The organism is Streptomyces sp. NPDC026659, assembly GCF_040638245.1.
In the GTDB taxonomy this organism is placed as follows: Bacteria; Actinomycetota; Actinomycetes; order Streptomycetales; family Streptomycetaceae; genus Streptomyces.
The window spans coordinates 65,798-86,173 of the sequence record NZ_JBEZXY010000002.1 but is presented as its reverse complement, the minus strand read 5'-3'; the positions used below and the strand labels follow the sequence as shown (position 1 = coordinate 86,173).

Below are 20,376 nucleotides of genomic sequence, written 5' to 3'. Positions count from 1 at the left end.
GCAGGGAACCCAGATGGCGGAGCTCACGATCCGGCCGGAGGAGATCCGGGACGCGCTGGAGAACTTTGTCCAGTCGTACAAGCCGGACGCGGCCTCGCGCGAGGAGGTCGGTACGGTCACCCTTGCCGGCGACGGCATCGCGAAGGTCGAGGGCCTGCCCTCGGCCATGGCCAACGAACTGCTGAAGTTCGAGGACGGCACCCTCGGCCTCGCCCTCAACCTCGAGGAGCGCGAGATCGGTGCCATCGTCCTCGGTGAGTTCAGCGGCATCGAGGAGGGCCAGCCGGTGCACCGCACCGGTGAGGTGCTCTCCGTGCCCGTCGGCGACGGCTACCTCGGCCGTGTCGTCGACCCGCTCGGCCAGCCGATCGACGGCCTCGGCGAGGTCGAGACCGACGGCCGCCGCGCGCTTGAGCTGCAGGCGCCCACGGTCATGGAGCGTCAGTCGGTGCACGAGCCGATGGAGACGGGCTACATGGCCGTCGACGCGATGACCCCGGTCGGCCGCGGTCAGCGTCAGCTGATCATCGGTGACCGCCAGACCGGCAAGACCGCCCTGGCCGTCGACACGATCATCAACCAGCGCGACAACTGGCGCTCGGGCGACCCGAAGAAGCAGGTCCGCTGCATCTACGTCGCCGTCGGCCAGAAGGGCTCCACCATCGCCGGCGTGCGCCGCGCGCTGGAGGAGAACGGCGCGCTGGAGTACACGACCATCGTCGCCGCCCCGGCGTCCGACCCGGCCGGCTTCAAGTACCTGGCGCCGTACACCGGTTCGGCCATCGGTCAGCACTGGATGTACCAGGGCAAGCACGTCCTGATCGTCTTCGACGACCTGTCGAAGCAGGCCGACGCCTACCGCGCCGTGTCCCTGCTGCTGCGCCGCCCGCCGGGCCGTGAGGCCTACCCGGGTGACGTCTTCTACCTGCACTCCCGTCTGCTGGAGCGCTGCGCCAAGCTCTCCGACGACATGGGTGCCGGCTCGATGACCGGTCTGCCGATCGTCGAGACCAAGGCCAACGACGTCTCGGCGTTCATCCCGACCAACGTCATCTCCATCACCGACGGCCAGTGCTTCCTGGAGTCGGACCTGTTCAACGCCGGTCAGCGCCCCGCGCTGAACGTCGGTATCTCCGTCTCCCGAGTCGGTGGTTCCGCGCAGCACAAGGCGATGAAGCAGGTCTCCGGCCGACTGCGCGTGGACCTCGCCCAGTACCGCGAGCTGGAGGCGTTCGCCGCCTTCGGTTCCGACCTGGACCAGGCCTCGAAGAACCAGCTCGAGCGCGGTACCCGCATGACCGAGCTGCTCAAGCAGAACCAGTACCAGCCGATGTCCACCGAGGACCAGGTCGTCTCGATCTGGGCCGGTGGTACGGGTCGCATGGACGATGTCCCGGTCGACGACGTCCGCCGCTTCGACAAGGAGCTCCTGGAGTTCCTGCACCGCAAGCACCAGGGCCTGATGACCTCCATCCGTGAGGGCGGCAAGATGTCGGACGACACCCTGCAGGGCATCGGCGACGCGATCGCGGAGTTCAAGAAGCAGTTCGAGACCTCCGAGGGCAAGCTGCTCGGCGAGGACGCCCCCGCCACTGCCGCCAAGTGACGTAAGGAAGGGACCTGACTCATGGGAGCCCAGCTCCGGGTCTACAAGCGTCGCATCCGATCCGTCACCGCGACCAAGAAGATCACCAAGGCGATGGAGATGATCGCCGCCTCGCGTGTCGTCAAGGCGCAGCGCAAGGTGGCGGCCTCCAAGCCGTACGCGGACGAGCTCACGCGCGCCGTCACGGCGGTGGCCACCGGGTCGAACACCAGGCACCCGCTGACCACGGAGGCGGAGAACCCGACCCGTGCCGCGGTCCTGCTCCTCACGAGCGACCGCGGCCTGGCCGGCGCCTTCAACTCCAACGCGATCAAGGCGTCCGAGCAGCTGACCGAGCGCCTTGAGCGCGAGGGCAAGCAGGTCGAGACCTTCATCGTCGGCCGGCGCGGTATCGCCCACTACAACTTCCGTGACCGCAAGGTCGCGGAGTCGTGGACGGGCTTCACCGACGAGCCGACGTACGCGGACGCCAAGAAGGTCGCGGAGCCGCTGATCAAGGCCATCGAGACCCCCGACTCGGAAGGCGGCGTGGACGAGCTGTACATCGTCTACACCGAGTTCGTGTCGATGATGACGCAGACGGCGGTCGCCCAGCGGCTGCTTCCGCTGCGTCTCGACGAGGTCGCCAAGGAGGCCGCCCCCACGGGGGAGATCCTCCCGCTGTACGACTTCGAGCCCTCGGCGGAGGACGTCCTCGACGCCCTGCTGCCGCGGTATGTGGAGAGCCGCATCTACAACGCGATGCTCCAGTCGGCCGCTTCGAAGCACGCCGCCACGCGGCGCGCGATGAAGTCGGCCACCGACAACGCGGGCGAGCTGATCAACACGCTCTCCCGTCTTGCCAACGCGGCCCGCCAGGCCGAAATCACCCAGGAAATCAGCGAGATCGTCGGTGGCGCCAGTGCCCTGGCCGACGCGAGCTCGGGGAGTGACCGATAAATGACCACCACTGTTGAGACCGCGACGGCTACGGGCCGCGTCGCCCGGGTCATCGGCCCGGTCGTCGACGTGGAGTTCCCCGTCGACGCGATGCCGGAGATCTACAACGCCCTGACCGTCGAGGTCGCCGACCCGGCGCGGGCGGGCGAGAAGAAGACGCTGACCCTGGAGGTCGCCCAGCACCTGGGTGACGGCCTGGTCCGCACCATCTCGATGCAGCCCACCGACGGTCTGGTCCGCCAGTCCGTGGTGACCGACACCGGCGACGGCATCACCGTCCCGGTCGGCGACTTCACCAAGGGCAAGGTGTTCAACACCCTCGGTGAGGTGCTGAACTCCGAGGAGAAGCACGAGGGCGAGCGCTGGTCCATCCACCGCAAGGCCCCGAACTTCGACGAGCTCGAGTCGAAGACCGAGATGTTCGAGACCGGCGTCAAGGTCATCGACCTGCTGACCCCGTACGTCAAGGGCGGCAAGATCGGTCTGTTCGGCGGTGCCGGCGTCGGCAAGACGGTGCTCATCCAGGAGATGATCTACCGCGTCGCCAACAACCACGACGGTGTCTCCGTGTTCGCCGGTGTCGGTGAGCGCACCCGTGAGGGCAACGACCTCATCGCGGAGATGACCGACTCGGGCGTCATCGACAAGACCGCCCTGGTCTTCGGTCAGATGGACGAGCCCCCGGGCACCCGTCTGCGCGTCGCGCTGGCCGGCCTCACCATGGCCGAGTACTTCCGTGACGTCCAGAAGCAGGACGTGCTGTTCTTCATCGACAACATCTTCCGCTTCACGCAGGCCGGTTCCGAGGTCTCCACGCTGCTCGGCCGTATGCCGTCCGCCGTGGGTTACCAGCCGAACCTGGCCGACGAGATGGGTCTCCTCCAGGAGCGCATCACGTCGACCCGCGGTCACTCGATCACCTCGATGCAGGCGATCTACGTCCCCGCGGACGACCTGACCGACCCGGCCCCGGCCACCACGTTCGCCCACCTCGACGCGACGACGGTTCTCTCCCGTCCGATCTCCGAGAAGGGCATCTACCCGGCCGTGGACCCGCTGGACTCCACGTCCCGGATCCTGGACCCGCGCTACATCGCGCAGGACCACTACGACTGTGCGATGCGCGTCAAGAACATCCTGCAGAAGTACAAGGACCTCCAGGACATCATCGCGATCCTCGGTATCGACGAGCTGGGCGAGGAGGACAAGCTCGTCGTCCACCGTGCCCGTCGTGTGGAGCGCTTCCTGTCCCAGAACACCCACGTCGCCAAGCAGTTCACCGGCGTGGACGGTTCGGACGTTCCGGTGGACGAGACGATCCGCGCGTTCAACATGATCTGCGACGGCGAGTTCGACCACTTCCCGGAGCAGGCCTTCTTCATGTGCGGTGGCATCGAGGACCTGAAGAAGAACGCGAAGGAGCTGGGCGTCTCCTGAGTCCCGTGCTCTTGAGCCTGTGCTCTTGAGTTCGTGCTCTTAGAGGAGGGGGCGGGGTCCGTCCCGCCCCCTCCTTCACGCCCTTTAGAATTGACCCCAACACCCGGCACAACCGCCGGGTGGTGACCCGAGGAGCCAACCTTGGCTGCTGAGCTGCACGTCGAGCTGGTCGCCGCCGACCGCCAGGTCTGGTCCGGCGAGGCCACCCTGGTCGTGGCGCGCACCACCTCCGGCGACATCGGCGTCATGCCCGGTCACCAGCCGCTGCTCGGTGTGCTGGAGTCGGGCCCGGTGACCATCCGCACGAGCGACGGCGGGACCGTCGTCGCCGCGGTGCACGGCGGTTTCATCTCGTTCGCGGACGACAAGCTGTCGCTGCTGGCCGAGGTCGCCGAGCTGGCGGAGGAGATCGACGTCCAGCGCGTCGAGCGGGAGCTGGAGCGCGCGAAGGCGGAGGAGGACGCGGACGCCGAGCGTCGCGCCGATGTCCGTCTGCGGACGGCGACCGCGGCGAAGTGATCCCACGCGCCGTGTGACCATGTCATTCAGCCGCGGCCGGCCCGGAACATTCCGGTGCCGGTCGCGGCTGTGGCGAATACGGGTGTTTTTCCGGTTCCATTACCTGGCACTGCGGTTTCATTACCTGGTGCCGTCCGTAGTACCCCTACCAGGAAGACGAGGAGGTCGGTGTCGATGATCCTCGCTCTGACTGTGTGCGGAGCCGTGGTGGTGCTCGTGCTGGTGGGGCTGTTCCTGTTCGGACTGCGCCGCAGGCTGATCCAGCGCTCCGGCGGCACCTTCGACTGTTCGCTGCGCTGGGACGTCGACACGGACCCGGACACCAGCGGCAAGGGCTGGAGCTACGGCGTCGCCCGCTACAACGGCGACCGCATCGAGTGGTACCGGGTCTTCTCCTACGCGATCCGCCCGCGCCGCGTCCTGGAGCGCTCCCGTATCGAGGTGGCCGGACGCCGGCTGCCCGAGGGCGAGGAGGAGCTGGCCCTGCTGTCCGACGCGGTGATCCTCGCCTGCGTCCACCAGGGCACCCGCCTGGAACTCGCGATGAGCGAAGACGCGCTGACCGGGTTTCTCGCTTGGCTGGAAGCAGCCCCGCCCGGACAGCGCGTCAACGTCGCTTGAGGTCTCGCGACCCTTCGTACTTTCTTACGACAGGCCGCTGTTCACGGCCGTCACGAGCTCACCGTTGCTGGTGTCACCGCTGAAGTCCCAGAAGAACGCGCCGCCCAGGCCCTGGTTCTTGGCCCAGCTCATCTTTCCGGCGATGGTCGACGGGGTGTCGTAGGACCACCAGTTGCTGCCGCAGTGCGCGTAGGCCGTGCCCGCGACGGTGCCGGTGACCGGGCAGGAGCCCTTGAGGACCTTGTAGTCCTCGATGCCGGGCTCGTAGGTGCCCGGGGCCGCGCCGGTGGCGGTGCCGCCCGGGGCGTCCTGGGTGACGCCGGTCCAGCCGCGGCCGTAGAAGCCGATGCCGATGAGGAGCTTGCTCGCGGGGACGCCCGCCGCCTTGTACTTGGCCATGGCGTCGGCGGTGGTGAAACCGGCCTTCGGGATGCCGTTGTACGAGGTGAGCGGGGAGTGCGGGGCGGTCGGACCCTGGGCGTCGAAGGCGCCGAAGAAGTCGTACGTCATCACGTTGTACCAGTTGACGTACTGCGAGGCGCCCGCGTAGTCCGCGGCCTCGATCTTGCCGCCGTTGGAGCCGTCCGCGGTGACCGCGGCGGTGACCAGCGCGCCGGCGCCGAACTTGGAGCGGAGCGCCGAGACGACGTTCTTGAAGGCCGCCGCGCCGCTGCTGTCACAGGACAGACCGCAGGCGTTGGGGTACTCCCAGTCGATGTCGATGCCGTCGAAGACATCGGCCCAGCGGGGGTCCTTGACCAGGTTGTAGCAGGACTGGGCGAAGGCCGCCGGGTTCTGGGCCGCCTGGCCGAAGCCGCCGGACCAGGTCCAGCCGCCGAAGGACCAAAGCACCTTGATGTTCGGGTACTTGGCCTTCAGCTGACGCAGCTGGTTGAAGTTGCCGCGCAGCGGCTGGTCCCAGGTGTCGGCCTGGCCGCTGACCGACTGGTCGGCGGTGAAGGCCTTGTCGTAGTCGGCGTAGGAGTCGCCGATCGCGCACTGGCCGTTGGTGACGTTGCCGAAGGCGTAGTTGATGTGCGTGATCTTGGCGGCCGAGCCGGACGTCACGATGTTCTTGACGTTGTAGTTGCGGCCGTAGATGCCCCACTCGGTGAAGTAGCCGAGCTTGACCTTGTCGCCGGTGGCGGGCGGCGGGTTGGTGCCGCCGCCGGTGGTGTGCACCGCTACGGAGCCGCTGGCCGGACCGGTCTGGTCGGCGGTGTCACGGGCCTGCACGGTGTACGAGTAGTCGGTGCCCGCGCTCAGACCGGTGTCGGTGTACGAGGTCGAGGTGACGGTGGCGACCTTGCTGCCGTCGCGCAGGACGTCGTAGTTCTTGACGCCCTTGTCGTCGGTGGCCGCCGACCAGGACAGCTTGACCGAGGTGTCCTTGATCTCGGACGCGGCCGGGGTGCCGGGGGCGGAGGGCGCCGCGTCACCGGGGACCGTGGTGCCGTCGCAACTGCCGCCGTTGAGCTTGCAGTTGGACGGGGAGCCGGAGCCCGCGCCGTTGAACGAGAACGAGACCGAGGCGCCGGGGGCGACCGAGCCGTTGTAGGACTTGTTCTTGGCGGTCCAGTGGGTGCCGGAGGACGTGACGTCCGCGTCCCAGGCGGAGGAGACGGACGTGCCCGAGGGGAAGTCCCACTCGATCGTCCAGGAGCTGATGGCGGTGGAACCGGTGTTCTGGACGGTCCACTTGCCCTCGAAGCCGGTGCCCCAGTCCTGGGTCTTGGCGTAGGTGGCCGTCACACTGGTCGCGGCTTGTGCGGGGCTTGCGATGCCGACCAGGCCGGCCAGGGGGAGTGCCAGGGTCGCGGCTGCGGCCGCGGCTCTGAGTCCGAAGCGCATACTGCGCCTCCCTCGTATTGGGGGGTGTCAGGAGGCATGGGGGGCATGACTGAGCCTTCACGCCCATGCTGCCGCGAGAATAGGAAAGGTCTGGACCACCGGTCAATAGGTCTGGACCATATGGGAGAGAAGTCGGGGAAATTCTCAACTCCCTTGACTTGCAGGTTGGTTGAACGAGGAGAGCGCATGGGTGACACACCACGTTCCGGGACGGTCCTGGTGGTCGACGACGACGCGGCGATCCGCCGATCCCTGGAACGCGGGCTCCGGCTGAACGGCTTCGCGGTGCGCACCGCCCCCGACGGCGCCCGCGCGCTCACCGCCGTCACCGAGGAACCGCCCGACGTGCTGGTGCTCGACGTGTCGATGCCCGGCCTCAGCGGTATCCAGGTGTGCTCCCAATTGCGCGCCGAGGGCCGCGAACTGCCCGTGCTCATGCTCTCCGCGCTGGACGAGACCGCCGACCGCATCGCCGGGCTCCAGGCGGGCGGCGACGACTACCTCGTCAAGCCCTTCGCCCTCCAGGAACTGGTCCTCCGGCTGCGCGCCCTGCTGCGCCGCAGCCCGCCCGCAGACCGCGAGGTGCTGCGCGCGGCGGGCCTCGTGATCGACCCCGCCGCCCACACCGCCGAGCGCGAGGGCCGCGAACTGGAGCTGACCCGGCGCGAGTTCGGTCTCCTGGAGGTGCTGGTGCGCAACGCCGGTCTCGTCCTCACCCGCGACCAGCTCCTGGAACGCGTCTGGGGCTACGACTTCGAGGTGCGCACCGACGCCGTGGACACCTTCGTCAGCTATCTGCGGCGCAAGCTGGAGGCGGGCGGCGCACCCCGGCTGATCCACACCGTGCGCGGGGTCGGCTTCGTCCTCAGGGAGACGCCGTGAAGCTCTCCACCCGCGTCGGCCTCGCCGTCGGCTGCACCGTCCCGCTGCTCGTGCTCGCCTCGGGCTGGCTGCTGCTCCACCTGGTCGCCCGTGATCTGCGCGGCGCGGGCACCGAGCATCTGCGGCAGCGGGCCACCGCCATCGCCCCGGACGCCCGCGCCCTGCTGCGCGCCTCCGCGAACGGCCGCCCCCGGGTCGCCGACGTCCGCGAGCGGCAGCTGTTCAGCGCCGCGCTCGACGTGGGCGTACGCGTCGAGGGCGCGGGCACGTCCTTCAGCGGCGGACCGCAGCCCGGCGCCTCGGCCCGGCTGCCCGCGCCCGGCGGCGGACCCGTGACCGTGCGGGACGGCGGCCGCGCCTGGCAGGTCCTGGCCCGCCCGGTCCGCGCCGGTGACGCGCGCGGCACGCTCTGGGTCTTCGCGCCCGACACCGCGAGCCGCGCCCAAGTGCAGCTGGTACGGCGCCGGGTGGTGCTGACCGCGCTCCTCGCCGCGCCGCTGTCCGGGCTGCTCGCCTGGGGGGTCGCCGGGGGCGCGAGCGCCCCGCTGCGCCGCCTCACGCGCCGTACGGCCGGGCTCGACCCGCGTATCAGCGGGGACCGGCTCGGCCAGGAGCGCACCGGGGTCACCGAGGTGGACGAGCTGGCCGCCACCCTGCGCACCGTCCTCGCCCGCTACGACGAACAGGCCGCGCGCACCGCAGAGGCCCTGGACACCGCCCGCTCCTTCTCCTCCGCCGCCGCGCACGAACTGCGCACCCCGCTGATGAGCATGGGCACCAACCTCGACATCCTCGGCTTCCCCGGCCTGCCCGACGGCGACCGGGACGAGGTGCTGACGGACCTCCGGCTCGAACACGCCCGGCTGCTCGGCCTGTTGGTGATGCTGCGGGAGCTGGGGCGCGGCGACCTGGTGGAGGCGGAGACCTTCGCGCCCGTGGACCTCGCGGACGTCGCCGACGCGGCCGTGGCCGAGGCCCGCCGCCGGGACCGGGCCGCCGGAATCGCCCTGGACGCCGAACCGGGACTGTCCGTGCACGGCTGGGAGCCGGGGCTGCGGCTGCTGCTGGACAACCTGCTCGCCAACGCGCTGGCCCACGGCCGCGACACGACGGGCGCCGCCCGCATCCGGGTGAGCGCGCACCGCTTCGGGAACGACGCCGTCCTCGCCGTGACCGACCGGGGGCCCGGCATACCGCCCGAGGCCCGGCAGCGGGTCTTCGAGCGGTTCCGGCGCGGCCCGGACAGCACGGGCTCCGGCCTCGGCCTCACCCTCGTCGCCCAGCAGGCGGCGCTGCACCGGGGGAGCGTGGGCGTCGCCGACGGCCCGGACGGCACGGGGGCGCGCTTCGAGGTACGGCTGCCGCTCGGGGGGCCGGGCCTGCCCGGGCGCCGGGACTGGCTGATCGGCACGGCGGAACACGGCCTCACAGCCGGGACGAACCGGTCACAGGGTTTCCCCAAAGAAGCCTCCTAGCTTCTCCCTCGACGGACGGCCGAGTCGGCCGCCCCGGAAGCGAAGGAGAGGCACATGCACATACGACCGCAGGCCCGCACCCTCCTGGCCGGACTCGCGGCCGCGGCACTCCTGGCGGGCACGGCGGGAGTCGCCTCGGCCACCGACGCCACGCCCACCCCGAAGGCCGCCGGGCCCACCGGGGACGGCGCCCAGGCGCTGTGCAAGCGGGTGCCGAAGATCGACCGGCGGCTGGACCGCGCCCTGGAGCGGCTGGACGCGGGCGCGGCCCGGCGCGGCTCGGTGGCCCGGCTCCAGCAGCGCGTGGACAACGCCGAGAAGGCGGGCCACTCCGAGATCGCCACGTTCCTCAAGGACCGGCTGGACTTCCGCAAGTCGCTGCGGACGAACCTGGAGCAGCGCCAGAAGGACCTGAACTCGGTCAAGGACTGGTGCGCGAAGAACGACGACGGCAAGGCGGGGAGCTGATGCGCGTCGCCGCTGCCGTACTCCTGACGGCGCTCGCGGCCCTCGCCACCGGCTGCGGCCACGACGACGCCGCGACGACCCCGGGCACCGGGGGCTCGCCGGCGGCCGCCACCTCCGCCCCGTCCGGCTACGCGGACATGGAGAAGAAGGTCGACGCCGCCGAGTCGGCGGCGGCCGCCGCGGACCGCGACGCGACGAGCGACGCGGACAAGTAGCGGCGGGGGAGAGGGCCGGGACACCGAGGGTGCCCCGGCCCTTCGGCCTCCCGGCCCTTCGGCCTCCCGGCTCAGCGATCCCCGCCCGGCACCCACAGCACGTCCCCGGTCTCCTTGTTCGCCGTGCGGGCCAGGATGAACAGCAGGTCGGAGAGGCGGTTGAGGTAGGTCGCGGTGAGCGGGTTCATCGCGTCGCCGTGCACCTCCAGGGCCGCCCAGGTGGACCGCTCGGCCCGCCGTACGACCGTGCACGCCTGGTGCAGCAGGGCCGCGCCCGGGGTGCCGCCCGGCAGGATGAACGACCGCAGCTTCTCCAGCCGTTCGTTGAACCGGTCGCAGTCCGCCTCCAGCCGGTCCACGTAGAACTGCTCGACCCTCAGCGGCGGGAACTCCGGGTTCTCCACCACCGGCGTCGACAGGTCCGCACCCACGTCGAACAGATCGTTCTGCACGCGGGTGAGGACCGTGACGACCTCCTCCTCGAGCCCGCCCAGGGCGATGGCGGTACCGATCACGGCGTTCGCCTCGTTGGCGTCCGCGTAGGCGGCGATCCGGAGGTCGGTCTTGGCGGTCCGGCTCATGTCGCCGAGGGCGGTGGTGCCCTTGTCGCCGGTCCTGGTGTAGATGCGCGTCAGATTGACCATGCGGCCAGCGTAGTTACGCCCCGGCCGTACGGAACACTCGTGTGCCCACCGCCACGGCGAGCACGGCGAATCCCACGGCGACGAGCGAGCCGTACAGCATGTGGGCGCTCGCGTACCGGCCCACGTAGGCGTCGCGCACCGCGTCCACCAGATAGCGGAACGGCACGAGGTGCGAGAGCAGGTCCAGCCAGCGGGGACCGAGCGTCATCGGCAGCATCAGCCCGGACAGCAGCATCGACGGCACCGTCAGGGCGTTGATCAGCGGGGCGAACTCCTGCGGGGTGCGCGCCTTCATCGCCAGCGCGTACGACAGCGAGGCCAGCGACACCGTCAGCAGGGCCACGAACGCGAAGCCGGCCAGGATGCCCGGCAGCGGTGCCCGCAGCCCCAGCACCAGCGCGGCCAGCACCAGCAGCACGGCCTGGAGAACGAGGACCGTCGCGTCCCGCAGCACCCGGCCGAGCAGCAGCGCCAGACGGCTGACCGGGGTCACCCGCAGCCGCTCCACCACCCCCTGCGCGTTCTCCATGATGAGGGCGAAGCCGGCGAACGAGGCGCCGAACAAGGTCAGTTGGAGCAGCAGTCCGGGGACGAGCAGCTGCCAGGAGCTGCCCCGGGCGCCCAGCGGCAGACGGGTCAGCAGCGGGCCGAAGAGGAACAGATAGAGCAACGGCGTCAGCAGTCCGAAGAGCAGCCCCACCCGGGAGCGCAGGGACTGGCGCAGAGAGCGGCCGTAGATGAGGGCCGTGTCGTGCAGAAGCATGGGGAGTCCTGTGCGTCCTAGACGGCGACGGGGGAGGAGTCGGCCGGGGCGGGGCCGCGGCCGGTGACGGCGAGGAAGGTGTCCTGAAGCGTGGCGTCGAGAGAGCCGCCGTACTCCAGCTTGAGGGCGGCCGGGGTGCCCTCGGCGGCGACCACGCCCCGGTCGACGATCACCAGCCGGTCGGCGAGGGCGTCGGCCTCGTCCAGGTAGTGGGTGGTCAGGAACACGGTCGTGCCCTGCTCGTCGCGCAGTCGCCGGATCAGCGCCCACAGGCCGGCGCGGCTGCCGGGGTCGAGGCCGGTCGTCGGCTCGTCCAGGAACAGCACCCTGGGCCGGTGGGTGAGCGCCATCGCGATGTCCAGACGGCGGCGCTGGCCGCCGGAGAGCGCGCCCGCCTTGCGGTCGAGCAGTTCGGTGAGGTCCAGCTCGCGGGCGAGTTCCTCGGCGCGGGCGACCGCCTCGGCTCTGGACAGCCGGTACAGCCGCCCCTGGGTGACGAGTTCCTCGCGCACGCCGACCTGCGGGTCGACCCCGCCGGACTGGGCGACGTAGCCGCACACCCGGCGCACTCCGGCCGGGTCGGTCGCGAGGTCGTGCCCGGCGACGGTCGCCGCGCCGCCGGTGGGCTTCAACAGAGTGGTGAGCATGCGCAGGGTGGTGGTCTTGCCCGCGCCGTTGGGCCCGAGGAGGCCGAGGATCTCGCCCTCGCGCACGGCGAGGTCGACGCACCGTACGGCCTCCACGGGTCCTGTCTTCGTACGGAAGGTGCGGGCCAGTCCGGCCGCGCTGATGACTGCTGCCATGCCCACAGAAAAACAGAGAGACTCTAAAATTGCAATGACTCCAAAATTTCAGAGACTCCACCCAGGGAGGGGTCGATCTACGATGACGGCATGGCAGAGGGGCTCAGGGAGCGGAAGAAGCGCGAGACCAGACAGCGGATCTCGGACATCGCCACCGGACTGTTCCTGGAGCGCGGCTTCATGGCGGTGACGATGGCGGACGTGGCCGAGGCGGCCGACGTCTCCGTGAACACGGTCTACAACTACTTCCCCGCCAAGGAGGACCTCTTCTTCGACCGCGCGGGCGGTCTGGTCGACCGGCTCACGCGCTGGGTGCGCGGCCGCGACACGGGGGAGTCCGCGGCGGTGGCCGTGCTGCGCGAGCTGCGCGGCGAGGTCGAGGCCGTCTCGCCCCGGGTCGGCCTGACCAAGGGCTACGACCGCTTCATGCGCGTCGTCCACGAGGCGCCGCCCCTCAGGTCCCGGCTCTGGACCTTGCAGCAGGAGATCCAGGACCACCTGGCGGCGGCCCTGCGCGAGGAGACGGGCGCCGCCGACGGCGATCCCCGGCCCGAGCTGATGGCCGGGCAGATCTGCTGGGTCCACCAGACGGTCTCCGCCGCCATCGGGCGCGCCATGCTCGCCGGGCGCGAACCCGGCGAGGTCTCCCGTGAAGTACTCGTCCTCCTGGACGACATCGAGGAGCTGCTGAGCGAGCAGGTCCTCAACTATGCGGTCCGGGAACCCTGCTGACCGGATCGCGCGCCAAAGGGTGCGAAAGCGTACGCATTTGACGCCCCGCGCCGGTCCCACCGGAACGTGACGGGTGTCTCACGCCCTGAGACCGTGACACGCGTTACTTACGGTCCTCACGGCCGTGCCCGGGCGCTAATGTCCGCCGGAGAGGAACCATAAACAGCGCGTAAGGGGTGTGGGAGTGGCTGGGAAGCTCGCCGTCATCGGAGCCGGGCTCATGGGGTCCGGGATCGCCCAGGTCGCCGCTCAGGCCGGTTGGGACGTCGTGCTGCGCGACGTCACCGACGAGGCGCTCAAGCGGGGGACCGACGGCATCCGGGCCTCGTACGACAAGTTCGTGGCCAAGGGCAAGCTCGACGCGGCCGACGCCGAGGCCGCCCTCGGGCGGATCACCCCGACCACCGACCTCGACGCGGCCGCCGACGCGGACATCGTGGTCGAGGCCGTCTTCGAGAAGCTGGAGATCAAGCACGAGATCTTCCGCGCGCTCGACAAGATCGTGCGGCCCGACACCGTGCTCGCCTCCAACACCTCCGCCATCCCGATCACCAAGATCGCGGCCGTCACCGAGCGCCCCGAGCGGGTCGTCGGCGTGCACTTCTTCTCGCCGGTGCCGATGATGCGGCTCGTCGAGCTGGTCCGGGGTTACAAGACCAGCGACGAAACCCTCGCCACCGCGCGGGAGTTCGCCGAGTCGGTCGGCAAGACCTGCATCGTCGTCAACCGCGACGTCGCCGGGTTCGTCACCACCCGCCTGATCTCCGCCCTCGTGGTCGAGGCCACCAAGCTCTACGAGTCCGGCGTCGCCACGGCCGAGGACATCGACCTCGCCTGCAAGCTCGGCTTCGGACACGCCATGGGCCCGCTGGCCACCGCCGACCTCACCGGCGTGGACATCCTGCTGCACGCCACCGGCAACATCTACACCGAGAGCCAGGACGAGAAGTTCGCCCCGCCGGAGCTGATGCGCCGGATGGTGGACGCCGGTGACATCGGCCGCAAGAGCGGGCAGGGCTTCTACACGTACTGATCCGTACTGACGCGGTACCGGGTCGGAACCGGCCCGGTACCGACCCCCGTACCGATCCGTACGCATCCGGACAGACACCCCTGGAGTATCACTCTCGGGGGTGAATTCGGTATCGGTTCGCTTACAAAGAGCAACCGCTCTGCCACTCACACAGTCAGACGGTGCACAGCACCGACACGGAGTACGCCACTCGCACTCAACGGGGAGCGCATATGTACATCAGGGGCGACCACGCCGAGCTGGTCGTCGGGGGGCGCCTCGACGTCCGCAGCGCGGCGGACGCCCGTACGGCCCTGCACGCGGCCGTCGACCACGGGGTCGGCGATCTCGTGCTCGACCTGTCCGAACTGGACTCCTGGGACGCCACCGGGCTCGGGGTGATCATGGGCGCCCACCGGAGGGCCGGCCGCTGCGGCCGCCGTCTGGTGCTGCGCCATGTGCCGGCGCAGATGCAGCGCCTGCTGGTCGCCACGCGGCTGCACCGCATCCTCGCCATCGAGGGCGGCATCGGCGTCGAGTCGCTGCCCCGGGTGTGACCCCCGGGCAGTAACGGTCCTGCCGCCGCGCGCGGTTCACCGCGGTAAGCCGCAAGGCCGGACACGGACGCCCAACCGCACGTCGGGGGCATTCCTCACCGGACCGTGATCTCTCGGACCACCGGGCACCCCGCTCTGTCGCGGATGCCGTCCGAAGGTTTAAGGTTCGGTCGCCCGCCGCCTCGTATCCCTTCCGGCGGGCCCGGACCAGAAGCGACAGCGCGATGTGCGGCAGGCCGGTGGGGGCCGAGACAGGGCACACGACGCTTTTGGGGAGAACCCATGGACCCGATCATTCCGGGAGCCGAGGAGCACGACCGGGCGCCGGGCCGCCGACCGCCCCGCGACTCCCTCACCGCCCACCTCGTCCAGAGCGCCCCGGCCCTCGCCCGTACGACCCGGATCGTCTCCGGTGACTTCCTGCTGACCGTCAACCCCGTCGACGGCAGCGAGATCGCGCCCGTCCCGCCCGGCACCCCGGGCACCGGCACGCCCCGCAGGCGCAGCCCCGAGGAGCGCGCCGAGGCCGAGTACGCCGCCCTGCCGCCCGGCGCCGAGGAGTCCGAGGTCGAGCTGCTCGCCCGTCAGGAGGTGCGCGAGAGCCTGGTCCAGCTGCTCACCCGGGGCCGCTCCGTGCGCCTGACCGGCCCGGCCGGCGCCGGCCGCACCTCCCTGCTCGACCTGGTCGCCGAGGACTGCACCGACCTCGCCCCCGACGGCGTGGTCCGCCTCACCGGCGCCCACCGCACCGCCGACGACCTGCTGCGCGACCTCTTCCACACCGTCTACGACGCCCCGCACCACCGCCCCGAGCCGGACGAACTGCGCGCCCTGGTCAAGGAGATCGGCGCCGTCGTCGTCGTGGACGACCTCGAGTTCGGCGGCGCCTCGCTCTCCGGCCTCCTCGACGCCACCCCCGAGTGCGCCTTCCTGCTCGGCGCCACCCCCGACATCCCCGCCCCCGCCGCCGACCTGGAGGTCGAGGAGGTCGAACTCCCCGGCCTGGACCGCGCGGCCGGCATGGAGATCCTGGAGCGCACGCTCGGCCGCGGCCTCACCGAGGAGGAGGCCAACTGGGCGGGCGACCTGTGGTTCGAGTCCGAGGGGCTGCCCCTCAGATTCGTCCAGGCGGGCGCCCTGCTCCGGCAGCGCGAGCAACTGCGCGCGGGCGCCGGGGTGGTGGACGAGTACGGCGTCTTCGAGGACGTACGGCCTCCCGCCGAGGCGGTGTTCGGGGTACCGGTCGAGGAGGACGAGGCCGAGGAGGTCCCGCTGCCCTCCCTCGGCGAGGCCGCCGCCCCCGCCCCGCTGCTCGCCTCCCGGCTCAGCTCCTCCGCCCGCGCCACGCTCCGCTTCGCCGTCGCGCTGGAGGGCGAGGTGCCCCACCAGGCCCATCTGCCCGCGCTGGTGGGGGACACCCACGCGGACGCCGCGCTCGCCGAGCTGTCGGCCTGCGGCCTGGTCTCCCGCGCCGGTGCCCGCTACCGGCTCGCGTCCAGCGTGCGGGTCCAGCTGGAGGCCGCCGGATACGGCGACGACGCCGCCGAGCGCGCCCTCACCGCCGCCCGGCACTACGCCTGGTGGGCGGGCCACCCCTCGGTCGCCCCGGAGCGGGTGTGCGCCGAGGCCGACGCGGTGCTCGCCGCGCTCGCGCTGCTCGCCCCCGCCGTACGGCAGCAGGCCGACGGCGAGGGGAACGAGGCGGAGGCGGAGGAGAACTGCGCGGTACGGCTCGCCCACGCGGCCTGCGCCGCCTTCGCCGCCGGACTGCACTGGAACGCCTGGCAGCGCACCCTGCGGGTCGGCACCGAGGCCGCCCGGCTCGCCGGTGACACGGCCGAACAGGCTTACTTCCACCACGAGTTGGGCGTACTCGCGCTGTGCGAGGGCCAGTTGGACCGGGCCCGTACCGAGCTGGAGGCGTCCCAGGGGCTGCGGGCCGCGCTCGCGGACAAGCGCGGCACCGTCGCGGGCCGCCGCGCGCTCGCGCTGGTCGCCGACCGTGCGGGCGACCTGCCCGCCCTCGCCGCGCTGACGGCCGCCGAGGCGTCCGAGGCCCGGCACGACCAGACCGTGGCCGTGCCCGTCGCGCTGTACGGCCCCACCGACGCGGGCACGGTCACGATGCGCCCGGTGGCCGAGGACGGCCGGGCCGGAATCCGCAGAACGGCCCGGCGCAATCTGGTGGCCGCCGGGTCCGGCGCGCTGCTCGTCGCCGTGCTCGGCACGGTCGTCACGCTCGGCATGACCTCGCAGCAGAACGCCGACCGCGATCCGGCGGGCAGCGTGGAGATCGACCCGTCCGCGACCCAGGGCCTGGACGACGGGAACCTGGGCGCGGTGCCGAAGAAGGACGACGCCAAGGCCCGCGACACGTCCGCCCCGAGCGCCCGGCCCACCGACGCGGGCCCGGACGGCACCCTCGGCACCGCCGACGACCCGGCGTCGTCCGCCACGCCGCTCAAGGCGCCCGCCGGCGCGGGGGAGACGAGGGGGACGGGCGGGGGACAGCAGCACACGCAGAAGCCCGGCCCGACGCCGAGCCGGAGCGCGGAATCCCCGAGCCCGCCCCCGCAGACCAGCGACTCGCCGACGCAGTCGACGCAGACCCCGACCGCACCGACCACACCCGCGTCGCCGACCGCGACGGAGACCGGGACCGACCCGGAGACCTCCACCTCCGCCAGCGGTCCCGCGCCCTCCAGCGCGTCGGCCCCCGTCGACCCGGCGAGCAGCGACCCCGGCGAGGTGATGTGAGCCGGGGAGGCGCGGGTCAGAACAGACGCAGCTTGTCGTCCTCGATGCCGCGCATGGCGTCGTAGTCGAGGATCTGGCAGTTGATGCCCCGGTCCGTGGCGAGCACGCGGGCCTGGGGCTTGATCTCCTGAGCGGCGAAGACCCCGCGCACCGGGGCGAGGTGCGGGTCGCGGTTGAGCAGCTCCAGATAGCGGGTGAGCTGCTCCACGCCGTCGATCTCGCCGCGCCGCTTGATCTCGACCGCGACGGTGCCGCCGTCGGCGTCCCGGCACAGGATGTCCACCGGGCCGATGGCGGTCATGTACTCGCGGCGGATGAGCGTGTAGCCCTCGCCGAGCGTCTCGATGCGGTCGGCGAGCAGCTCCTGGAGGTGCGCTTCCACGCCGTCCTTGATCAGACCGGGGTCCACCCCGAGTTCGTGGGAGGAGTCGTGCAGGATCTCCTCCATCGTGATGATCAGTTTTTCGCCCGCCTTGTTGATGACGGTCCACACCCCGCTGTCGTCCCCCGTGCCCTCCTTGAGGGTGCAGGGCGGCGACATCCAGTTGAGGGGCTTGTAGGCCCGGTCGTCCGCGTGGATGGAGACGCTGCCGTCCGCCTTGACCAGGATCAGGCGGGGAGCCGAGGGCAGGTGGGCGGTGAGCCGGCCGGCGTAGTCGACCGAGCACCGGGCAATGACGAGACGCATGGTCGGCAACGCTACTCGACGCGCACCGGTGCACGCGATTCGCCCAGCTCCCGCCCCGCCCCACCCGCCTCGGCCGTCCACTGGGTCACCCTATTTGTCCCTGGAAACTCTTGTTCATCCCTGGCCGATTGTGACCGCAGAGCGACCGTTCCATATACGCATTCTGCTGGTGTGGTCACCGACGGTTGCCTACCGTAGGAATCGGGGGGCGCGGTGGTGCTACCGATCGTCCGGATGTCGCGCACTCCCACATCTGTCCGGCAACCCCTGCCCGTCGGGGGTGCGAGAGGAGAACCCATGTCGCTCGACGTCTCACCGGCCCTACTCGAAAAGGCCGAGCGAGGCGAGGTCGACGATGCAGAATTCGTCGACTGCGTCCGGACCTCCCTGCCTTTTGCGTGGGAGATGATCAGCGCCCTGGTGGCCCGGCTGAACGTGGACGGCGGACCCTTCGCCGACAACCAGACGCCCCCGCCGGACGAGCACGCGCGTGGTGAGCTGCTGCGTGTGCTCGCGAGCGATGCCATGCGCGGCGCACTGCAGCGGCACTTCGGAGTGCGGCTGGCCTTCCAGAACTGCCACCGGGTGGCGGTGTTCCCGCTCGACCCCTCGGCGGACGAGACGCTGGCCCGATTCACGTCGGTGCGCAGCCAGTTGCTCAACCAGTCGCCGGAACTCCGGGACTGCTGACGGCCCGGCCGGCCTGCCGCTCCGCCCCCGCGCAGCCCGCGCGGCGGGGGAGCGGCGGGCAGCCCGGCCGGGGCCCGGGGAGCCGGTCAGCGCAGCTGGGGCAGTACCTCGGCGCCCAGGCGCCGCAGGTTCTCCTCGGTCGCGTCCAGATCGCCGGACCCCTCGGTCAGCAGGGCGAACCGGGAGATGCCGGTGCGCTCGGCCGTCGCCGCGAGCCGGTCGGCGGCGAGCCGGGGCGTGCCCACCGGGTGCAGCCCGCAGAGCAGTTCGGTGTAGGCGAACGGGTCGCGCATCGCGCGGGGCCGGCCGTCCACCGTCACATGCGCGTCGAGGCCCTGTTTCAGCCAGCCCGGCATCGCCTTCAGCAGCGTCTCCACCGCGTCCGTGCGCCGGTCCGCGAGCTGGCAGACCCCGGCCGAGACGTGCGCGGCCCCGGCGATCTCCTCGCCGGAACGGCCCGCCGCCCGTGCGTGGCGTCGCCACAGCCCGACCATCTCCGCCTTCTCCTCGTCCCCGATGTGCATCCCGAGCAGCATCGGCAGCCCGCGCTCGGCGGCCAGCCGTACGCTCGCGGGCGAGGTGCACGCGACGACCACCTCGGGCCCCGGCGCCTCGGTCAGCGACTCCGACGGACGCGGTACGACGGGCACCTCGCGGAAGCGGTACCGCTCGCCCGAGGCTGCCACCGACGGCTCCCGCAGCCAGCGCAGCAGCAGGTCCAGAGACTCCGGGAAGCCGCGCTCGTACGCCCCGAGGCCGGTGCCGAACACCTCCAGGTCGACCCAGGGGCCGCCGCGGCCGACGCCGAGGGTGAAGCGGCCGCCGCTGGTCACGTGGAGCAGCGCCGCCTGTTCGCCGACGGCGACCGGGTGGGCGGTGGGCAGCACGCTGACCGCGGTGCCGACCCGGACGCGGCGGGTGCGGCCGAGCAGCAGGGCGGCCAGGGTGATCGCCGACGGGCAGGTCCCGTACGGCACGAAGTGGTGCTCGGCCAGCCACACGGTGTCCAGTCCGGCCTCGTCGGCCACCTCCGCCGAGCGCACCGCCCGGTGCAGGGCCTCCCCGGGCCCCTGGCCCGGGAACCGGGCCGCCAGGACAAAACTTCCTACACGCATCGCACTTCCCGCTTTCTCGGCTCCGACCGGAGCTCCCCCGCTCTCGGCATAACCACATGACACGTGCCCAGGACACGGCTCGGCAGGGGGATTTGCGGATTGTCTGCAGAATGGTCGGTTCTCTGCTGGAATGGATCGCCCCTGAGGGGGACTTGTGCGGGTTGGTTCTTTACGCCTGCCCGCTCGGGTGCCGCGTAGGCTGGACGCGGACCGTACTTCCTGTATAGCCCCGAGAGGTGTCCCGTGTCCCCGCGTCGCAACCGACCGAAGGCAGCCGGAGCGTCCGGCCGCAGCGCCGAGGACGAGGGGACCGGCCGGTACGGCGGCTGGCAGGCCAGCGAGAGCTGGCGGGGCGAGGACTGGAGCGTGCGCCATGTCGCGGGGGCGAGCGCCGAGGGCAAGACCTATCGCTGCCCCGGCTGCGACCAGTTGATCCCCTCCGGCGTCCCGCACGTGGTGGCGTGGCCCGAGCACGCGGGCGTGGACGACCGCAGGCACTGGCACAAGGCCTGCTGGAACGCGAAGGACCGCCGCACCACGAGGGTGCGACGGCCCGGTGGCGCGCCGAGGTTCTGAGCGGCCCTTACCGCATGGGTCCTTAC

The 20,376-nt window shown here is 71.3% G+C and carries 21 protein-coding genes; 15 read left to right on the top strand and 6 right to left on the bottom strand.

Annotated features, from left to right (window positions below; translation table 11 throughout):
- The first annotated feature begins 13 nt into the window (after positions 1-13).
- The 5 genes from atpA to AB0E91_RS04925 all read left to right on the top strand — a co-directional run bounded on the left by atpA (position 14) and on the right by AB0E91_RS04925 (position 5,122).
- Positions 14-1,606 carry a F0F1 ATP synthase subunit alpha gene (gene atpA, locus AB0E91_RS04945; protein ID WP_361775367.1) on the top strand — a complete coding sequence of 531 codons (1,593 nt, stop codon included), beginning with the start codon at positions 14-16 and terminating at the stop codon, positions 1,604-1,606.
- A 21-nt stretch (positions 1,607-1,627) separates the two neighbouring features.
- The gene (locus tag AB0E91_RS04940; protein ID WP_361775364.1) at positions 1,628-2,545 is read left to right on the top strand and encodes a F0F1 ATP synthase subunit gamma; all 918 of its coding nucleotides are present in this window, start codon (positions 1,628-1,630) and stop codon (positions 2,543-2,545) included.
- Complete coding sequence (atpD, locus tag AB0E91_RS04935) at positions 2,546-3,982, top strand: F0F1 ATP synthase subunit beta (protein WP_361775361.1); 1,437 nt, start codon at positions 2,546-2,548, stop codon at positions 3,980-3,982.
- Between the two features lie 141 nt (positions 3,983-4,123).
- On the top strand, positions 4,124-4,501 hold the full coding sequence (locus AB0E91_RS04930; RefSeq protein WP_161178781.1) for a F0F1 ATP synthase subunit epsilon: 378 nt from the start codon (positions 4,124-4,126) through the stop codon (positions 4,499-4,501).
- A gap of 174 nt (positions 4,502-4,675) precedes the next feature.
- Positions 4,676-5,122, top strand: coding sequence for a DUF2550 domain-containing protein (locus AB0E91_RS04925; RefSeq protein WP_361775358.1), 447 nt, complete (start codon positions 4,676-4,678; stop codon positions 5,120-5,122).
- Between the two features lie 24 nt (positions 5,123-5,146).
- Here AB0E91_RS04925 and AB0E91_RS04920 read toward each other — a convergent pair whose 3' ends face one another.
- Positions 5,147-6,973 (bottom strand): glycoside hydrolase family 18 chitinase, encoded by a 1,827-nt coding sequence (locus AB0E91_RS04920; protein WP_361775355.1) that lies wholly within the window; start codon positions 6,971-6,973, stop codon positions 5,147-5,149.
- A 186-nt stretch (positions 6,974-7,159) separates the two neighbouring features.
- Between AB0E91_RS04920 and AB0E91_RS04915 the strand changes: the two genes are divergently transcribed.
- Genes AB0E91_RS04915 through AB0E91_RS04900 form a run of 4 tightly spaced genes read left to right on the top strand, consistent with a single transcriptional unit; the run spans position 7,160 to position 10,013 of the window.
- A complete protein-coding gene (locus AB0E91_RS04915) occupies positions 7,160-7,855 on the top strand; it encodes a response regulator transcription factor (protein ID WP_361775352.1) in 696 nt (231 codons plus the stop codon).
- Positions 7,852-9,330, top strand: coding sequence for a HAMP domain-containing sensor histidine kinase (locus AB0E91_RS04910; protein WP_361775349.1), 1,479 nt, complete (start codon positions 7,852-7,854; stop codon positions 9,328-9,330). The genes AB0E91_RS04915 and AB0E91_RS04910 overlap by 4 nt, the downstream gene beginning before the upstream one ends.
- A gap of 54 nt (positions 9,331-9,384) precedes the next feature.
- Positions 9,385-9,798 (top strand): hypothetical protein, encoded by a 414-nt coding sequence (locus AB0E91_RS04905; RefSeq protein WP_361775346.1) that lies wholly within the window; start codon positions 9,385-9,387, stop codon positions 9,796-9,798.
- Positions 9,798-10,013 (top strand): hypothetical protein, encoded by a 216-nt coding sequence (locus AB0E91_RS04900; protein ID WP_361775343.1) that lies wholly within the window; start codon positions 9,798-9,800, stop codon positions 10,011-10,013. Before AB0E91_RS04905 ends, AB0E91_RS04900 begins: the two co-directional genes overlap by 1 nt.
- 71 nt (positions 10,014-10,084) lie before the next feature.
- Here AB0E91_RS04900 and AB0E91_RS04895 read toward each other — a convergent pair whose 3' ends face one another.
- Genes AB0E91_RS04895 through AB0E91_RS04885 form a run of 3 tightly spaced genes read right to left on the bottom strand, consistent with a single transcriptional unit; the run spans position 10,085 to position 12,223 of the window.
- Positions 10,085-10,657: a cob(I)yrinic acid a,c-diamide adenosyltransferase gene (locus AB0E91_RS04895; protein ID WP_361775340.1), complete on the bottom strand. Its 573-nt coding sequence runs from the start codon at positions 10,655-10,657 to the stop codon at positions 10,085-10,087.
- A 13-nt stretch (positions 10,658-10,670) separates the two neighbouring features.
- Complete coding sequence (locus AB0E91_RS04890; protein WP_361775337.1) at positions 10,671-11,420, bottom strand: ABC transporter permease; 750 nt, start codon at positions 11,418-11,420, stop codon at positions 10,671-10,673.
- Positions 11,421-11,437: 17 nt separating this feature from the next.
- Entirely contained in the window at positions 11,438-12,223 is a 786-nt protein-coding gene (locus AB0E91_RS04885; RefSeq protein ID WP_361775334.1) for an ATP-binding cassette domain-containing protein, read from the bottom strand.
- Positions 12,224-12,313: 90 nt separating this feature from the next.
- Between AB0E91_RS04885 and AB0E91_RS04880 the strand changes: the two genes are divergently transcribed.
- From AB0E91_RS04880 to AB0E91_RS04865, 4 genes are all read left to right on the top strand, one after another.
- A complete protein-coding gene (locus AB0E91_RS04880; RefSeq protein ID WP_361775331.1) occupies positions 12,314-12,955 on the top strand; it encodes a TetR/AcrR family transcriptional regulator in 642 nt (213 codons plus the stop codon).
- 184 nt (positions 12,956-13,139) lie between these two features.
- Complete coding sequence (locus AB0E91_RS04875; protein WP_361775328.1) at positions 13,140-13,988, top strand: 3-hydroxyacyl-CoA dehydrogenase family protein; 849 nt, start codon at positions 13,140-13,142, stop codon at positions 13,986-13,988.
- A 212-nt stretch (positions 13,989-14,200) separates the two neighbouring features.
- On the top strand, positions 14,201-14,524 hold the full coding sequence (locus AB0E91_RS04870) for an STAS domain-containing protein (protein ID WP_361775325.1): 324 nt from the start codon (positions 14,201-14,203) through the stop codon (positions 14,522-14,524).
- A gap of 282 nt (positions 14,525-14,806) precedes the next feature.
- Positions 14,807-17,281, top strand: a complete 2,475-nt coding sequence (locus tag AB0E91_RS04865) for an ATP-binding protein (RefSeq protein ID WP_361775322.1) — start codon at positions 14,807-14,809, stop codon at positions 17,279-17,281.
- A gap of 16 nt (positions 17,282-17,297) precedes the next feature.
- Here the strand turns inward: AB0E91_RS04865 and nucS are convergent, their stop codons facing one another.
- Complete coding sequence (gene nucS, locus AB0E91_RS04860; protein ID WP_018544534.1) at positions 17,298-17,969, bottom strand: endonuclease NucS; 672 nt, start codon at positions 17,967-17,969, stop codon at positions 17,298-17,300.
- A 297-nt stretch (positions 17,970-18,266) separates the two neighbouring features.
- On the opposite strand from nucS, the gene AB0E91_RS04855 reads away from it, so the two are divergent.
- Positions 18,267-18,659, top strand: a complete 393-nt coding sequence (locus tag AB0E91_RS04855; protein ID WP_161181269.1) for an SCO5389 family protein — start codon at positions 18,267-18,269, stop codon at positions 18,657-18,659.
- 86 nt (positions 18,660-18,745) lie between these two features.
- Here AB0E91_RS04855 and AB0E91_RS04850 read toward each other — a convergent pair whose 3' ends face one another.
- Positions 18,746-19,774, bottom strand: a complete 1,029-nt coding sequence (locus AB0E91_RS04850) for an LLM class flavin-dependent oxidoreductase (RefSeq protein WP_361775318.1) — start codon at positions 19,772-19,774, stop codon at positions 18,746-18,748.
- Between the two features lie 243 nt (positions 19,775-20,017).
- Here AB0E91_RS04850 and AB0E91_RS04845 point away from each other — a divergent pair, with 243 nt between their 5' ends.
- Positions 20,018-20,350 (top strand): ATP/GTP-binding protein, encoded by a 333-nt coding sequence (locus AB0E91_RS04845; RefSeq protein ID WP_361775315.1) that lies wholly within the window; start codon positions 20,018-20,020, stop codon positions 20,348-20,350.
- Positions 20,351-20,376: the final 26 nt, after the last annotated feature.

What these genes read in the sequence shown, in the direction of transcription:
- atpA (WP_361775367.1), top strand. Translation starts at nt 14, where the DNA reads ATGGCGGAGCTCACGATCCGGCCGGAGGAGATCCGGGACGCGCTGGAG.
- AB0E91_RS04940 (WP_361775364.1), top strand. Translation starts at nt 1,628, where the DNA reads ATGGGAGCCCAGCTCCGGGTCTACAAGCGTCGCATCCGATCCGTCACC.
- atpD (WP_361775361.1), top strand. Translation starts at nt 2,546, where the DNA reads ATGACCACCACTGTTGAGACCGCGACGGCTACGGGCCGCGTCGCCCGG.
- AB0E91_RS04925 (WP_361775358.1), top strand. Translation starts at nt 4,676, where the DNA reads ATGATCCTCGCTCTGACTGTGTGCGGAGCCGTGGTGGTGCTCGTGCTG.
- AB0E91_RS04920 (WP_361775355.1), bottom strand. Translation starts at nt 6,973, where the DNA reads ATGCGCTTCGGACTCAGAGCCGCGGCCGCAGCCGCGACCCTGGCACTC.
- AB0E91_RS04915 (WP_361775352.1), top strand. Translation starts at nt 7,160, where the DNA reads ATGGGTGACACACCACGTTCCGGGACGGTCCTGGTGGTCGACGACGAC.
- AB0E91_RS04905 (WP_361775346.1), top strand. Translation starts at nt 9,385, where the DNA reads ATGCACATACGACCGCAGGCCCGCACCCTCCTGGCCGGACTCGCGGCC.
- AB0E91_RS04900 (WP_361775343.1), top strand. Translation starts at nt 9,798, where the DNA reads ATGCGCGTCGCCGCTGCCGTACTCCTGACGGCGCTCGCGGCCCTCGCC.
- AB0E91_RS04895 (WP_361775340.1), bottom strand. Translation starts at nt 10,657, where the DNA reads ATGGTCAATCTGACGCGCATCTACACCAGGACCGGCGACAAGGGCACC.
- AB0E91_RS04890 (WP_361775337.1), bottom strand. Translation starts at nt 11,420, where the DNA reads ATGCTTCTGCACGACACGGCCCTCATCTACGGCCGCTCTCTGCGCCAG.
- AB0E91_RS04885 (WP_361775334.1), bottom strand. Translation starts at nt 12,223, where the DNA reads ATGGCAGCAGTCATCAGCGCGGCCGGACTGGCCCGCACCTTCCGTACG.
- AB0E91_RS04880 (WP_361775331.1), top strand. Translation starts at nt 12,314, where the DNA reads ATGGCAGAGGGGCTCAGGGAGCGGAAGAAGCGCGAGACCAGACAGCGG.
- AB0E91_RS04870 (WP_361775325.1), top strand. Translation starts at nt 14,201, where the DNA reads ATGTACATCAGGGGCGACCACGCCGAGCTGGTCGTCGGGGGGCGCCTC.
- AB0E91_RS04865 (WP_361775322.1), top strand. Translation starts at nt 14,807, where the DNA reads ATGGACCCGATCATTCCGGGAGCCGAGGAGCACGACCGGGCGCCGGGC.
- nucS (WP_018544534.1), bottom strand. Translation starts at nt 17,969, where the DNA reads ATGCGTCTCGTCATTGCCCGGTGCTCGGTCGACTACGCCGGCCGGCTC.
- AB0E91_RS04855 (WP_161181269.1), top strand. Translation starts at nt 18,267, where the DNA reads ATGTCGCTCGACGTCTCACCGGCCCTACTCGAAAAGGCCGAGCGAGGC.
- AB0E91_RS04850 (WP_361775318.1), bottom strand. Translation starts at nt 19,774, where the DNA reads ATGCGTGTAGGAAGTTTTGTCCTGGCGGCCCGGTTCCCGGGCCAGGGG.